Origin of the sequence: Streptomyces sp. NPDC051909, assembly GCF_040681095.1 — a bacterium.
GTDB lineage: Bacteria > Actinomycetota > Actinomycetes > Streptomycetales > Streptomycetaceae > Streptomyces.
In genome coordinates this window covers 242120-256462 of the sequence record NZ_JBFAYA010000005.1, presented here as the reverse complement: position 1 = coordinate 256462, position 14343 = coordinate 242120, and the positions used below count along the sequence as shown (strand labels likewise).

Genomic DNA, 14343 nt, shown 5'->3' with positions numbered 1-14343 from the left:
ACCCGGGTGACGGCGTGTCAGACCTCTCGCCGCCGCATCGGCGCCCATCCGCACCCCCGCGCCAACACCAAGGTCAGCCTTAGTAAGTACGGCCTACCTTGCTGGCGCGCCCCTTACATCGGGCGTATTTTCGAGGACGTCGAAGGGGGCGGGGCTGCCGAACCCGCAGGGAACACAGGGGAGAAGCATGTCCATCATCGAAGCCGTCGCTCCGCTCCATCAGGCCCACCGCGACAACCACACCCACCGTGACGTCAACGGCGGCTGGCTGCGCCCCGCGGTCTTCGGCGCGATGGACGGACTCGTCTCCAACCTGGCGCTCATGACCGGTGTCGCCGGCGGTGCGGTCTCCTCGCAGACCATCGTCATCACCGGTCTCGCCGGACTCGCCGCCGGCGCCTTCTCCATGGCCGCCGGCGAATACACCTCGGTCGCCTCGCAGCGCGAGCTGGTCCAGTCCGAACTGGACGTCGAGCGACGCCAGTTGCGCAAGCACCCGGTCGACGAGATGGAGGAGCTGGCCGCGCTCTACGTCTCCCGCGGCGTCGAGCCCGCGCTCGCCCGCGAGGTCGCGATGCAGCTGTCCAGGGACCCAGAGCAGGCGCTCGAGATCCACGCCCGCGAGGAGCTGGGCATCGACCCCGACGACCTGCCGTCGCCGATGGTCGCCGCGGTGTCGTCCTTCGGTTCCTTCGCGCTCGGCGCGCTGCTGCCCGTCCTGCCGTACCTGCTCGGCGCGACGGAGCTCTGGCCGGCCGTGCTGCTCGCCCTCCTCGGGCTCTTCGCCTGCGGCGCCCTGGTCGCCCGGGTGACCGCCCGCAGCTGGTGGTTCAGCGGGCTGCGGCAGCTCGTCCTCGGCGGTGCCGCCGCGGTCGTCACGTACGGGCTCGGCATGCTCTTCGGGGCGGCCCTGTAGCGCCCGCGCCGCTTCCGTACGCCCCCTCCGTCCCGCCCCTGGTCCTTCCCGGCCAGGGGCTTTCGGCGTGCTCCACGCACGTGACCTGCGGCGCTGTCTCTGTGACGTATCTCCCTGGGCGGATCGGCCGTTCCGGTGAGACACTATGCGGAGCGCCACATATCTAGCCGGTTACCGGGCGGTTTCGAAGTTCCGTTCGGCGGGCATGAGGCACAAGCGCCGCGGGCAATGAGGCCCGCTCTGCGACGGAGCGAAGAGGCGTCCGACAGATCTCGGAAACCTCGGTCCGTCCCCCATGGGAACGCCGCCGTTCTCGTGCCCCACAGCTGAACCACCCACCACCGCCCGTATCGACGGTGTCCGCATGCTGGAACGAGCTATCCACTTTCCGAGAAGCCAGCCATCATGTAACCTGCACGAAATTTCGCGGAGGGCCAACGTCGTCCCTCGGCTGTTGCATATGCCACGACGACGACGGGAGAGCCGATGCGTTCCGACGCCTGGTCGCCCATGGACGGTCGCCCCGCCCCGCAGGGGATGTACGACCCCCGTAACGAACACGACGCCTGTGGTGTCGGGTTCGTGGCCACCCTCACCGGTGTTGCCAGCCACGAGCTGGTCGAGCAGGCGCTGACCGTACTGCGCAATCTCGAGCACCGCGGCGCCACCGGCTCCGAGCCCGACTCCGGTGACGGCGCCGGCATCCTGCTCCAGGTCCCGGACGCCTTCCTCCGCGAGGTCGCCGGATTCGAGCTTCCCGAGGCCGGCTCGTACGCCGTCGGCATCGCCTTCCTCCCCGCCGACGGCTCCGCACAGGCCGTCTCGCGGATCGAGACGATCGCGTCCGAGGAGGGTCTGAACGTCCTCGGCTGGCGCGAGGTCCCCGTCGCCCCCGACCTGCTCGGCGCCTCCGCCCGCTCCACCATGCCGGTCTTCCGCCAGCTCTTCGTCGCCGGGGGCACCTCCCGGACGGAGTCTGGGGGAGGCGAGAACAGTGGCATCGCGCTCGACCGCAAGGCCTTCGTCCTGCGCAAGCGCGCCGAGCGCGAGGCCGGGACCTACTTCCCGTCGCTCTCCGCCCGCACCATCGTCTACAAGGGCATGCTGACCACCGGCCAGCTGGAGCCCTTCTTCCCGGACCTGTCGGACCGCCGCTGCGCCACCGCCGTGGCCCTGGTCCACTCCCGGTTCTCCACCAACACCTTCCCGAGCTGGCCGCTCGCCCACCCGTACCGCTTCGTCGCGCACAACGGCGAGATCAACACGGTCAAGGGCAACCGCAACTGGATGACCGCCCGCGAGGCCCAGCTCGCCGGCGACGTCTTCGGCCAGGGCCGGGACGGCAGGGGCATCGAGCGGATCTTCCCGGTCTGCACCCCGGACGCCTCCGACTCCGCCTCCTTCGACGAGGTCCTGGAGCTGCTCCACCTCGGCGGCCGTTCGCTCCCGCACGCGGTCCTGATGATGGTCCCCGAGGCGTGGGAGAACCACGACTCCATGGACCCGGCCCGCCGCGCCTTCTACCAGTACCACTCCACCCTGATGGAGCCCTGGGATGGCCCGGCCTGCGTCACCTTCACCGACGGCGTCCAGGTCGGCGCGGTCCTCGACCGCAACGGTCTGCGCCCCGGCCGCTACTGGGTCACCGACGAGGGCCTCGTCGTGCTCTCCTCCGAGGTCGGCGTCCTCGACATCGACCCCGCCAAGGTCGTCCGCAAGGGCCGGCTGCAGCCCGGCAAGATGTTCCTCGTCGACACCGCCGAGCACCGCATCATCGAGGACGACGAGATCAAGGCCGCCCTCGCCGCCGAGCAGCCCTACGCGGAGTGGCTGGAGACCGGCGAGATCGAACTCTCCGACCTCCCCGAGCGCGAGCACATCGTGCACACCCACGCCTCGGTCACCCGCCGCCAGCAGACCTTCGGCTACACCGAGGAAGAGCTCCGCGTCATCCTCGCCCCGATGGCCCGCACCGCCGCCGAGCCGATCGGCTCCATGGGCACGGACTCGCCGATCGCGGCCCTGTCCGAGCGCCCGCGGCTGCTCTTCGACTACTTCACCCAGCTGTTCGCGCAGGTCACCAACCCGCCGCTCGACGCCATCCGCGAAGAGCTGGTCACCTCCCTGCGCTCCTCGCTCGGTCCCGGCAGCAACCTGCTCGACCCGACCGCGGCCTCCTGCCGCAGCGTCACCCTGCCCTTCCCGGTGATCGACAACGACGAGCTGGCCAAGCTCATCCACATCAACCACGACGGCGACATGCCCGGCATGAAGGCCGTGACCCTCTCCGGCCTCTACCGGGTCACCGGCGGCGGCGACGCGCTCGCCGCCCGCATCGAGGAGATCTGCGCCGAGGCCGACGCGGCCATCGAGGACGGCGCCCGGCTGATCGTCCTGTCCGACCGGCACTCCGACGCCGAGCACGCGCCGATCCCGTCGCTGCTGCTCACTGCGGCCGTCCACCACCACCTCATCCGTACCAAGCAGCGCACCAAGGTGGGGCTGCTCGTCGAGGCCGGTGACGTCCGCGAGGTCCACCACGTCGCCCTGCTCATCGGCTACGGCGCCGCCGCGGTCAACCCGTACCTGGCCATGGAGTCCGTCGAGGACCTGGTCCGGGCCGGCACCTTCATCACGGACGTCGAGGCCGAGCAGGCCATCCGGAACCTGATCTACGCCCTCGGCAAGGGCGTCCTCAAGGTCATGTCCAAGATGGGCATCTCCACCGTCGCCTCCTACCGCGGCGCCCAGGTCTTCGAGGCCGTCGGCCTCGACACCGCCTTCGTCGAGAAGTACTTCAACGGCACCGCCACCAAGATCGGCGGCGCCGGCCTCGACGTGGTCGCCAAGGAGGTCGCCGCCCGCCACGCCAAGGCGTACCCCGCCACCGGCATCCCCTCGGCGCACCGCGCCCTGGAGATCGGCGGCGAGTACCAGTGGCGCCGCGAGGGCGAGCCGCACCTCTTCGACCCGGAGACCGTCTTCCGCCTGCAGCACGCCACGCGCTCCAAGCGGTACGACATCTTCAAGAAGTACACGGACCGGGTGAACGAGCAGTCCGAGCGCCTGATGACGCTCCGCGGCCTGTTCGGCTTCGCCGCCGAGGGCCGTACCCCGATCTCCATCGACGAGGTCGAGCCGGTCTCCGAGATCGTCAAGCGCTTCTCCACCGGCGCCATGTCTTACGGCTCCATCTCGCGCGAGGCCCACGAGACCCTCGCCATCGCCATGAACCAGCTGGGCGGCAAGTCCAACACCGGTGAGGGCGGCGAGGACCCGGACCGCCTGTACGACCCGGCGCGCCGCTCCGCGATCAAGCAGGTCGCCTCCGGCCGCTTCGGCGTGACGAGCGAGTACCTGGTCAACGCGGACGACATCCAGATCAAGATGGCCCAGGGCGCCAAGCCCGGCGAGGGCGGCCAGCTGCCCGGCCACAAGGTCTACCCGTGGGTCGCCAAGACGCGTCACTCGACGCCGGGCGTCGGCCTGATCTCCCCGCCGCCGCACCACGACATCTACTCCATCGAGGACCTGGCTCAGCTGATCCACGACCTCAAGAACGCCAACCCGGCCGCCCGCATCCACGTGAAGCTGGTCTCCGAGGTCGGCGTCGGCACCGTGGCCGCCGGTGTGTCCAAGGCCCACGCGGACGTCGTGCTCATCTCCGGCCACGACGGCGGTACGGGTGCCTCCCCGCTGACCTCGCTGAAGCACGCGGGCGGCCCCTGGGAGCTCGGCCTCGCCGAGACCCAGCAGACCCTGCTGCTCAACGGACTGCGCGACCGCATCGTCGTGCAGACCGACGGCCAGCTGAAGACCGGCCGCGACGTCGTCATCGCCGCGCTGCTCGGCGCCGAGGAGTTCGGTTTCGCCACCGCGCCGCTCGTCGTCTCCGGCTGCGTCATGATGCGCGTCTGCCACCTCGACACCTGCCCGGTCGGCATCGCCACCCAGAACCCGGTCCTGCGCGACCGCTTCTCCGGCAAGGCCGAGTACGTCGTCAACTTCTTCGAGTTCATCGCCCAGGAGGTCCGCGAGCTCCTCGCCGAGCTGGGCTTCCGCTCGATCGAGGAGGCCGTCGGCCACGCCGAGCTGCTCGACACCAGCCGCGCCGTCTCCCACTGGAAGGCGCAGGGCCTGGACCTGGAGCCGCTCTTCCACGTGCCGGCGCTGCCCGACGGAGCGGTCCGCCACGCCCTGGTCGAGCAGGACCACGGCCTGGAGAAGGCCCTCGACAACGAGCTGATCGAGCTCGCCGCCGAGGCCCTGAACGCCGCCTCCGCCGAGGCCGCCCAGCCGGTCCGCGCCCAGGTCGCCATCCGGAACATCAACCGGACCGTCGGCACCATGCTCGGCCACCAGGTGACCAGGCGCTTCGGCGGCGCCGGTCTGCCGGCCGACACCATCGACATCACCTTCACCGGCTCCGCGGGCCAGTCCTTCGGCGCCTTCCTGCCGGCCGGTGTCACCCTCCGCCTGGAGGGCGACGCCAACGACTACGTCGGCAAGGGCCTCTCCGGCGGCCGCGTCGTGGTCCGCCCGGACCGCGGCGCCGACCACCTGGCCGAGTACTCGACCATCGCGGGCAACACCATCGCGTACGGCGCGACCGGCGGCGAGCTGTTCCTGCGCGGCCGCACCGGCGAGCGCTTCTGCGTCCGCAACTCCGGCGCGCTGGTCGTCTCCGAGGGCGTGGGCGACCACGGCTGCGAGTACATGACCGGCGGCACGGCGGTCGTCCTCGGCGAGACCGGCCGCAACTTCGCGGCGGGCATGTCCGGCGGCGTCGCCTACGTGATCGACCTGAACCGGGACAACGTCAACTCCGGCAACCTGGGCGCCGTCGAGGCCCTGTCCGAGACGGACCGGGAGTGGCTGCACGACGTCGTGCGCCGCCACCAGGAGGAGACCGGCTCCACGGTCGCCGAGAAGCTGCTCGCCGACTGGGACGCCGCCGCGGCCCGCTTCAGCAAGATCATCCCCACCACGTACAAGGCAGTGCTCGCCGCCAAGGACGCCGCTGAGCTCGCCGGCCTCTCCGAGGCCGAGACCACCGAGAAGATGATGGAGGCGGCGACCCATGGCTGACCCGAAGGGCTTTCTCACCACCGGCCGCGAGGTCGCCCGGACCCGGCCCGTCGCCGAGCGCGTCAAGGACTGGAACGAGGTCTACGTCCCCGGCTCCCTGCTGCCGATCATCAGCAAGCAGGCCGGCCGCTGCATGGACTGCGGCATCCCGTTCTGCCACAACGGCTGCCCGCTCGGGAACCTGATCCCCGAGTGGAACGACTACGCCTACCGCGAGGACTGGGCGGCGGCGTCGGAGCGGCTGCACGCCACCAACAACTTCCCGGAGTTCACCGGCCGCCTGTGCCCGGCTCCGTGCGAGTCGGCGTGCGTGCTCGGCATCAACCAGCCGGCCGTCACCATCAAGAACGTCGAGGTCTCGATCATCGACAAGGCGTGGGACGGCGGCGACGTCACGCCGCAGGCGCCCGAGCGCCTGTCCGGCAAGACCGTCGCCGTGATCGGCTCGGGACCCTCGGGTCTCGCCGCCGCCCAGCAGCTGACCCGGGCCGGCCACACCGTGGTCGTGTACGAGCGGGCCGACCGCATCGGCGGTCTGCTGCGCTACGGCATCCCCGAGTTCAAGATGGAGAAGCGGCACATCAACCGCCGCATCGAGCAGATGCGCGCGGAGGGCACCAAGTTCCGCACCGGCGTCGAGGTGGGCCGCGACATCACCGCGACCGACCTGCGCAAGCGTTTCGACGCGGTCGTGATCGCGGCCGGCGCCACCACCGCCCGCGACCTGCCCGTGCCCGGCCGCGAGCTGGCGGGCATCCACCAGGCGATGGAGTACCTGCCGCTCGCCAACAAGGTGCAGGAGGGCGACTTCGTCGCCCCGCCGATCACCGCCGAGGGCAAGCACGTGGTCGTCATCGGCGGCGGCGACACCGGCGCGGACTGCGTCGGTACGGCGCACCGCCAGGGCGCGGCCTCGGTCACCCAGCTGGAGATCATGCCGAAGCCGGGCGAGGAGCGGAACGCCGGCCAGCCCTGGCCGACCTTCCCCATGCTCTACAAGGTCACCTCGGCCCACGAGGAGGGCGGCGAGCGGGTCTACTCCGTCTCCACCACCCACTTCGAGGGCGACGAGGACGGCAACGTCCAGTTCCTGCACCTGGTCGAGGTCGAGTTCGTCGACGGCAAGCTGACCCAGAAGCCGGGCACGGAGCGGAAGATCCCCGCCCAGCTGGTCACGCTCGCGATGGGCTTCACCGGCACCGACGTGGAGAACGGTCTGGTCGCGCAGTTTGGTCTGGACCTCGACGAGCGGGGTAACATCGCCCGTGACGCGGACTTCGCCACCAATGTCGATGGCGTCTTCGTCGCCGGTGACGCCGGCCGCGGTCAGTCCCTGATCGTGTGGGCCATCGCGGAGGGCCGCTCGGCCGCCCGCGGCGTCGACCGCCACCTCACGGGTGCCAGCTCCCTGCCGGCCCCGATCCGCCCGACGGACCGTTCCCTGATGGTCTGATCCGCCGGATCACCCCTTGGACGTCCCGTACAACGACGTACGGAACTGAGCGCGGCGCCCCCCGAATGTCCCCGACCGGACGACTGGGTAGGGCGCCGCGGCGCATTCGGAACCGGTCCCGATCCCGTACGCTCGGCAGCCGTTACGCGATGAGCCGATGAGGGAGGGGGGCCGTCCGTGGCCCTGAGTCTGCGCAAGGTCGAGGAGAGCGCTCCCGCGCTGGTCAGCCTCTACAAGGAGGCGGGTGACTCGCTCCGGAGGCACGGGATCGAGGGACAGCGGGTCGCCGTCTACCTCGTCGTCGACTACTCCGGCTCCATGAAGCCCTACTACGCCGACGGCACCGTGCAGGCCCTCGCCGACCGGGTGCTCGGGCTCTCCGCGCAGCTCGACGACGACGGGCGGGTGCCCGTGGTCTTCTTCTCCACGGACGTCGACGCCGAGACCGAGATCGCGCTCGCCGACCACAAGGGGCGGATCGACCGGATCGTCGCCGGGCTCGGGCACATGGGCAAGACCAGCTACCACCTGGCCATGGACGCGGTCATCGACCACTACCTGGACAGCGGCACGGACGCGCCCGCGCTCGTCGTCTTCCAGACCGACGGCGGGCCGATCAGCAGGCCCGCCGCCGAGCGGTACGTCTGCAAGGCGGCCCGGCTGCCGCTGTTCTGGCAGTTCGTCGGCTTCGGCGACCCGGACAGCCGGCAGTTCGACTTCCTGCGCAGGCTCGACGAGCTCGCGGTGCCGGCGAAGCGGGTCGTCGACAACGCCGGCTTCTTCCACGCCGGGAAGGACCCGCGCAGGGTCCCGGACGCCGAGCTGTACGACCGGCTCGTCGCCGACTTCCCCGCCTGGCTCGCCGCCGCCCGCGCCCAGGGCATCGTCCGCCGATCCGGCTGATTCCCCGCCGCGAAATCGAGTGGTCGGGGGCGTCCGGGGCGGGCGATAGTGACCGCATGAGTTCTCTTGTGCGCCACGTCACCATCGACTGTTCCGACGCCTACGCCCTGGGATCGTTCTGGGCCCGGGTCCTCGAGGCCAAGCTCTCCGACGACGACAACCCCGGCGACCCCGAGGCCCTCCTGGAGACGCCGGGCGCCGGTCTGCTCTTCATCCAGGTGCCCGAGAAGAAGTCCGTGAAGAACCGGATCCACCTCGACCTCCAGCCGCAGGACCGGACCCGCGACGAGGAGGTCGAGCGGGTCGTCGCGCTCGGCGCGAGCGTCGTCGACGACCGGCGCCGCCCGGACGGCACCGGCTGGGTGGTCATGGCCGACCCCGAGGGCAACGAGTTCTGCGTCGAGCGCGGCAGGGCGGAGCGCGCGGAGCAGGGGGAGCAGGCGGAGTAGGCGGAGTAATCCGGACGGAAGGTGTCGGGATTCCGGTGTCTCCTGGAGACATGGGAGACACCGGAACCAGCACCCCGATCACCTGGGCGGCCTTCGAGGCCGCCGAACCCGAGCTCGCCGCGACCGTCCGCGAGCGCTTCGGCCAGTACACCCATCACGCCCTCGCCAGCCTCCGCAAGGACGGCTCGCCGCGGCTCAGTGGCATCGAGGCCGACTTCCGGGCCGGTGAGCTGTACCTCGGCATGATGCCGAACTCGCGCAAGGCCCGTGACGTGCAGCGCGACCCCCGCTTCTCGCTGCTCGCCAACCCCGGCGAGGGCACGAGCATGGGCGGCGGCGACGTCCGGATCTCCGGCCGCGCGATCGAGATCACCGACCCGGAGAAGCTGGACTGGTACGCGACCGAGGTCGGCATGCCGATGCCGTTCCATGTCTTCCGGGTCGAGCTCACCGAGGTCGTCCGGACGTACGTCGACGGCGAGGAGATCGTCCTGCGCACCTGGTCCCCGGGACGCGGGGTGCGGACGCTCCGGCGCGGCAACGACGACAGCCCGCCGCGCGAGGTCCCCGCCTAGGGCCTGTCCGGCGGATCATGGCCGGGTCCGCGACGCCTGGCACGGCACCTCGCCGCGTTGCCGAAACGTCCCGATAGCTCCGCTATCGAGACGCTCCGGCGCCTTGCCACACACCGCACCAGACGCCGCGGCCTGTCCGACCCTGATCCGCCGGACAGGCCCTAGGGCCGGTCCGCGAGGACCCGCGCCCGGCACCATGACGGGGTGCCCCAGGCGTCGCGCAGGGGGCGGGGTTTGCGGAGCCAGAGGGAGAGGTCGAGTTCCTCCGTGTAGCCGATGGCGCCGTGGAGCTGGAGGGCGGTGGCGGCGGCCGTGCGGGCGGCCTCGCCGGCCGTGACCTTCGCCGCCGCGAGATCACCGCTCGCGAAGGTGAGCGCCGCTCCGAAGAGCAGCGGGCGGGCGAACTCCAGGGCGAGCAGGGTGTCCGCGAGACGGTGCTTGACCGCCTGGAAGGAGCCGATCGGGGCGCCGAACTGGGTGCGCTGCCTCGCGTACGCCACCGTGCGGTCCAGGAGTCCCCGTCCCACGCCCAGCGCCTGCGCGGCCGTCGCGAGCAGCGCCCAGTCGCGGGCCCGGTCGGCCGCGGCGAGGACGGCGGGGCCGGCCGCGAGGAGTTCGCCGCCCGCCGCGGGCCGGGCGAGCCGGCGCACCGGGTCCGCCGACAGCCGAAGCCCCTCGTGACCGGGCGCGAGCCGCAGCTCCGCGCCCCGTACGACGAACAGCAGATCGGCGGCGTCCGGGTCGAGCGCGTACGGGGACACCTCGTCCACCGCGAGCGTCGCCACCGTCGTGCCCTCCGCGATCCCCGGCAGGAAGCGCTTGGCCGGGCCGGTCTCGCCCCGCGCGGCGAGCGCGGTGAGCAGCGCGCCCGCCGCGACCGTCTCCACCAGCGGCCCGGGCACCGCGTGGCGGCCCACCTCCACGAAGGCGTGGGCGAGTTCCACCGGCAGCGGTCCCGCCCCCTCGTACGCCTCGGGCACGGCGAGCGCGAACACCCCCGCCCCGCCGAGCCGCGCCCACAGCGCCCGCGCCGGGCCGTCGTCGCCCGCGGCCCGGGCCCGGATCGCCGCCGGGGTGTCGGCGGCGGTCAGCAGCGCGTCGAGCGAGCGCGCGAAGGCGCGCTGCTCGTCGGTCGGCAGGAAACGCATCAGCGGCGGCCCTTCGGAAGGCCGAGCAGCCGCTCGGCGATGATGTCGCGCTGGATCTCGTTGGTGCCCGCGTAGATCGGCCCGGCGAGCGAGAAGACATGCCCCTCGGCCCACTCGGTGTCCGCCAGCTCCCCGTCCGCGCCGAGCAGATCGAGTGCGGTCTCGTGCAGGGCGATGTCGTACGTCGACCAGAACACCTTGTTGAGGCTCGACTCGGCGCCGATGGCCTCGCCCCCCGCGAAGCGGGACGCCCCGGCGGCCGTGAACAGCTGATACGCCCGTGCCCCGATCACGGCGTCCGCGACCCGGTCGCGCAGCGCGGTGTCCGCCGGGTCCGCCCGCTCCCGCCACAGCCGTACGAGCCGGTCGGCGGCGGCCAGGAATCGGCCGGGGGAGCGGAGGGTGAGCCCGCGTTCGTTCCCGGTGGCGGACATGGCGATCCGCCAGCCCTGGCCGGGCTCGCCGATGACGTCCTCGTCCGGCACGAACACCTCGTCCAGGAACAGCTCGGCGAAGGCCGGCTTGCCGTCGAGCCGCCCGATCGGCCGGACGGTCACGCCGGGCGCGCGGAGGTCGAACATCAGATACGTCAGGCCCCGGTGCGGCCGCCCCTCGGCCGCCGGCGCCGGGCCGGTGCGGAAGATCCCGAAGGCCCGGTCGGCGAACGCGGCCCGCGAGGACCAGGTCTTCTGCCCGGAGAGCAGCCAGCCGCCCGCCGTCCGCACCGCCCGCGAGGTCAGCGAGGCCAGGTCGGAGCCGGCCTCCGGCTCGGACCAGGCCTGTGCCCAGATCGTCTCGCCGCTCGCCATGGACGGCAGGACCCGGGCCCGCTGTTCCTCGGAGGCGTGCTCGAAGAGGGTGGGGGCGAGCAGGTTGATGCCGTTCTGCGAGACCCGGCCGGGCGCGCCCGCCGCGTAGTACTCCTCCTCGAAGGCCAGCCAGCGGAAGATGTCGGCGTCCCGGCCGCCGTACCGCTCCGGCCAGGAGACCACCGACCAGCGGCCGGCGGCGAGTTCGGCCTCCCAGGCGCGATGGGCGGCGAAGCCCTCGGCGGTCTCCAGGGACGGCAGCGGCTCGGCGGGCACATGGGCGCGCAGCCAGGCCCGGGCATCGGCCCGGAACTCCGCTTCCCCGGGCGAGCTGGTCAGGTCCATCGGCATCCTTCCCTAACAAGTGTTTGGTAGGTTACCGTGCGACCATGAGCAGCGTCGAGGAGTTCCGCGCCGAGGCACGCGACTGGCTGAAGGCCGGACTCGCCGGTGAATACGGGGCGTTGAAGGGGCTCGGCGGGCCCGGCCGCGAGCACGAGGCGTTCGCCGGACGGCTCGCCTGGGAACGGCACATGGCCGCCCACGGCTGGACCTGCCTCGGCTGGCCGAAGGAGTACGGCGGCCGCGGCGCGAGCGTCGAGGAGCAGATCGCCTTCCACGAGGAGTACGCCCTCGCCGACGCCCCCGCCCGGGTCAACCACATCGGCGAGCAGCTCCTCGGCCCCACGCTCGTCGACCACGGCACCGAGGAGCAGAAGGCCCGCTTCCTGCCCCCGATCCGGGCCGTCGAGGAGCTGTGGTGCCAGGGCTACAGCGAGCCCGACGCCGGCTCCGACCTCGCCGCCGTCCGCACCCGCGCGGTCCGCGACGGTGACGAGTGGGTCGTGCACGGCCAGAAGATCTGGACCTCGCTCGCCCACGAGTCCCAGTGGTGCTTCGTCCTCGCCCGGACGGAGGCACGCACCCCGGGCTCACGCCCGCACACCGGGCTCTCCTACCTCCTCGTCCCGCTCGACCAGCCCGGCGTCGACATCCGGCCCATCGTGCAGCTCACCGGTACCAGCGAGTTCAACGAGGTCTTCTTCGACGGCGCCCGCACCTCCGCCGCCCACGTGGTCGGAGCGCCCGGCGACGGCTGGCGGATCGCCATGGCCACCCTCGGCTACGAGCGAGGCGTCTCCACCCTCGGCCAGCAGGTCGGCTTCCGCCGCGAACTCGAAGCCCTGATCGCCCTCGCCCGCGCCAACGGCGCCGCCGCCGACCCGCTGATCCGCGACCGGCTCGTCCGCGCCTGGACCGGCCTGCGCACCCTGCGCGCCCACGCACGCACCGGCACCGAACCCTCCCTGGCCAAGCTCTCCTGGTCCCACTGGCACCGCGACCTCGGCGAACTCGCCATGGACGTGCGCGGCGCCGCCGCCACCCTCGCCGCCGGCGAACCGTACGAACTCGACGACTGGCAGCGCCTGTTCCTCTTCTCCCGGGCCGACACGATCTACGCCGGGTCGAGCGAGATCCAGCGGAACATCATCGCCGAGCGGGTGCTCGGCCTCCCGAAGGAGCCGCGCGCATGAGCCCCCGCACACCCCCGCCGCCCTATGTCGAAGGCCACGGCCTGCTCGCCGGCCGCAGCGCCGTCGTCACCGCCGCCGCCGGCGCCGGCATCGGCGGCGCCACCGCCCGCCGCCTCCTGGAGGAGGGCGCCCGCGTGCTGATCAGCGACGCCCACGCCCGCCGCCTCAAGGAGACCGAGAGCGCCCTCGCCGCCGAGTTCGGCTCCGACAGGGTCGCCGCCCGGCCCTGCGACGTCACCGACGAGACCCAGGTCCAGGCCCTCTACGACACCGCCGTACGGCTCCACGGCCGCCTCGACGTCCTCGTCAACAACGCCGGCCTCGGCGGCACCGCCGCACTCGTCGACATGACCGACGACCAGTGGGACCGGGTCCTCGACGTCACCCTGAACGGCACCATGCGCTGCACCCGCGCCGCCCTCCGCCACTTCCGCGACAGCGGGAACGGAACCGAAGGGAAGGGCGTCATCGTCAACAACGCCTCCGTCGTCGGCTGGCGCGCCCAGGCCGGCCAGGCCCACTACGCCGCCGCCAAGGCCGGCGTCATGGCCCTCACCCGCTGCGCCGCCGTCGAGGCCGCCGCGTACGGCGTACGCGTCAACGCCGTCGCCCCCTCCCTCGCCATGCACCCCCACCTGGTCAAGGTCACCTCGGCCGAGCTGCTCGACGAGCTGACCGCGCGCGAGGCCTTCGGGCGGTACGCGGAGCCGTGGGAGGTCGCCAACGTGATCGTCTTCCTGGCCGGCGACTACTCCTCGTACATGACCGGCGAGACGGTCTCCGTCAGCAGCCGGCATCCGTAGGACAACAATGGACGTGTGCCAACGACGAAGCCTTCCCCGAAGAAGAAGACCCAGGTGACCGCCTCGCCCGAGCGGCGCCGCGAGCTGCTCGACACCGCCGCAGAGGTCTTCGCCGCCCAGGGCTACAACGCCACCACCGTCCGCAAGATCGCCGACGAGGCGGGCATGCTCGCCGGCAGCCTCTACTACCACTTCGATTCCAAGGAATCGATGCTCGACGAGATCCTCTCCGGCTTCCTGAACGAGCTCTGGGACGGGTACGACACCGTGCTCGCCGCCGGGCACGGTCCCAGGGAGACCATCGAGGCCCTGGTCACCGAGTCCTTCCGGGAGATCGACCGGCACCGCGCCGCCGTCGCCATCTACCAGAAGGAGGCCAGACACCTCTCCGACCAGCCCCGCTTCCACTATCTCGCCGACTCCCAGGTCAAGTTCGAGAAGGCCTGGCTCGGCACCCTGGAGCGCGGCGTCGAGTCCGGCGTCTTCCGCGCCGACCTCGACATCCGGCTCACCTACCGCTTCGTGCGCGACACCGTCTGGGTCGCCGCGAGCTGGTACCGCCCGGGCGGCGGGCACAGCCCGGACGAGATCGCCCGCCAGTACCTGTCGATGGTGCTCGACGGGATCGCCGTACGAAACCCCTAGACCTCTCAGAGGAGCAGCC

At 71.9% G+C, this 14343-nt stretch carries 11 protein-coding genes; 9 read left to right on the top strand and 2 right to left on the bottom strand.

What is annotated here, in order from left to right; translation table 11 throughout:
* Window positions 1-187 precede the first annotated feature (187 nt).
* The 6 genes from AB0M18_RS10610 to AB0M18_RS10585 all read left to right on the top strand — a co-directional run bounded on the left by AB0M18_RS10610 (window position 188) and on the right by AB0M18_RS10585 (window position 9384).
* Window positions 188-916, top strand: coding sequence for a VIT1/CCC1 transporter family protein (locus AB0M18_RS10610; protein WP_365756465.1), 729 nt, complete (start codon window positions 188-190; stop codon window positions 914-916).
* Window positions 917-1402: 486 nt separating this feature from the next.
* On the top strand, window positions 1403-6004 hold the full coding sequence (gene gltB / locus AB0M18_RS10605; protein WP_365756464.1) for a glutamate synthase large subunit: 4602 nt from the start codon (window positions 1403-1405) through the stop codon (window positions 6002-6004).
* The gene (locus tag AB0M18_RS10600) at window positions 5997-7457 is read left to right on the top strand and encodes a glutamate synthase subunit beta (protein ID WP_365756463.1); all 1461 of its coding nucleotides are present in this window, start codon (window positions 5997-5999) and stop codon (window positions 7455-7457) included. The genes gltB and AB0M18_RS10600 overlap by 8 nt, the downstream gene beginning before the upstream one ends.
* 177 nt (window positions 7458-7634) lie before the next feature.
* The gene (locus AB0M18_RS10595) at window positions 7635-8360 is read left to right on the top strand and encodes a VWA domain-containing protein (protein WP_365756462.1); all 726 of its coding nucleotides are present in this window, start codon (window positions 7635-7637) and stop codon (window positions 8358-8360) included.
* A gap of 56 nt (window positions 8361-8416) precedes the next feature.
* Window positions 8417-8809 (top strand): VOC family protein, encoded by a 393-nt coding sequence (locus AB0M18_RS10590; RefSeq protein WP_365756461.1) that lies wholly within the window; start codon window positions 8417-8419, stop codon window positions 8807-8809.
* 50 nt (window positions 8810-8859) lie between these two features.
* Window positions 8860-9384, top strand: a complete 525-nt coding sequence (locus AB0M18_RS10585) for a pyridoxamine 5'-phosphate oxidase family protein (protein WP_365756460.1) — start codon at window positions 8860-8862, stop codon at window positions 9382-9384.
* 161 nt (window positions 9385-9545) lie between these two features.
* Here AB0M18_RS10585 and AB0M18_RS10580 read toward each other — a convergent pair whose 3' ends face one another.
* Both AB0M18_RS10580 and AB0M18_RS10575 read right to left on the bottom strand, forming a co-directional pair.
* Window positions 9546-10532 carry an acyl-CoA dehydrogenase gene (locus AB0M18_RS10580; protein WP_365756459.1) on the bottom strand — a complete coding sequence of 329 codons (987 nt, stop codon included), beginning with the start codon at window positions 10530-10532 and terminating at the stop codon, window positions 9546-9548.
* Window positions 10532-11686 (bottom strand): acyl-CoA dehydrogenase family protein, encoded by a 1155-nt coding sequence (locus AB0M18_RS10575; protein ID WP_365756458.1) that lies wholly within the window; start codon window positions 11684-11686, stop codon window positions 10532-10534. Before AB0M18_RS10575 ends, AB0M18_RS10580 begins: the two co-directional genes overlap by 1 nt.
* 44 nt (window positions 11687-11730) lie before the next feature.
* Here AB0M18_RS10575 and AB0M18_RS10570 point away from each other — a divergent pair, with 44 nt between their 5' ends.
* Genes AB0M18_RS10570 through AB0M18_RS10560 form a run of 3 tightly spaced genes read left to right on the top strand, consistent with a single transcriptional unit; the run spans window position 11731 to window position 14324 of the window.
* The gene (locus AB0M18_RS10570; RefSeq protein WP_365756457.1) at window positions 11731-12876 is read left to right on the top strand and encodes an acyl-CoA dehydrogenase family protein; all 1146 of its coding nucleotides are present in this window, start codon (window positions 11731-11733) and stop codon (window positions 12874-12876) included.
* Complete coding sequence (locus tag AB0M18_RS10565; protein WP_365756456.1) at window positions 12873-13679, top strand: SDR family oxidoreductase; 807 nt, start codon at window positions 12873-12875, stop codon at window positions 13677-13679. The genes AB0M18_RS10570 and AB0M18_RS10565 overlap by 4 nt, the downstream gene beginning before the upstream one ends.
* Window positions 13680-13694: 15 nt before the next feature.
* Entirely contained in the window at window positions 13695-14324 is a 630-nt protein-coding gene (locus AB0M18_RS10560) for a TetR/AcrR family transcriptional regulator (protein WP_365756455.1), read from the top strand.
* Window positions 14325-14343: the final 19 nt, after the last annotated feature.

Excerpts from the sequence above, each read along its gene's own strand:
- AB0M18_RS10580 (WP_365756459.1), bottom strand. The coding sequence starts at position 10,532 with ATGCGTTTCCTGCCGACCGACGAGCAGCGCGCCTTCGCGCGCTCGCTC.
- AB0M18_RS10575 (WP_365756458.1), bottom strand. The coding sequence starts at position 11,686 with ATGGACCTGACCAGCTCGCCCGGGGAAGCGGAGTTCCGGGCCGATGCC.
- AB0M18_RS10585 (WP_365756460.1), top strand. The coding sequence starts at position 8,860 with ATGGGAGACACCGGAACCAGCACCCCGATCACCTGGGCGGCCTTCGAG.
- AB0M18_RS10590 (WP_365756461.1), top strand. The coding sequence starts at position 8,417 with ATGAGTTCTCTTGTGCGCCACGTCACCATCGACTGTTCCGACGCCTAC.
- AB0M18_RS10600 (WP_365756463.1), top strand. The coding sequence starts at position 5,997 with ATGGCTGACCCGAAGGGCTTTCTCACCACCGGCCGCGAGGTCGCCCGG.
- AB0M18_RS10570 (WP_365756457.1), top strand. The coding sequence starts at position 11,731 with ATGAGCAGCGTCGAGGAGTTCCGCGCCGAGGCACGCGACTGGCTGAAG.
- AB0M18_RS10565 (WP_365756456.1), top strand. The coding sequence starts at position 12,873 with ATGAGCCCCCGCACACCCCCGCCGCCCTATGTCGAAGGCCACGGCCTG.
- AB0M18_RS10610 (WP_365756465.1), top strand. The coding sequence starts at position 188 with ATGTCCATCATCGAAGCCGTCGCTCCGCTCCATCAGGCCCACCGCGAC.
- gltB (WP_365756464.1), top strand. The coding sequence starts at position 1,403 with ATGCGTTCCGACGCCTGGTCGCCCATGGACGGTCGCCCCGCCCCGCAG.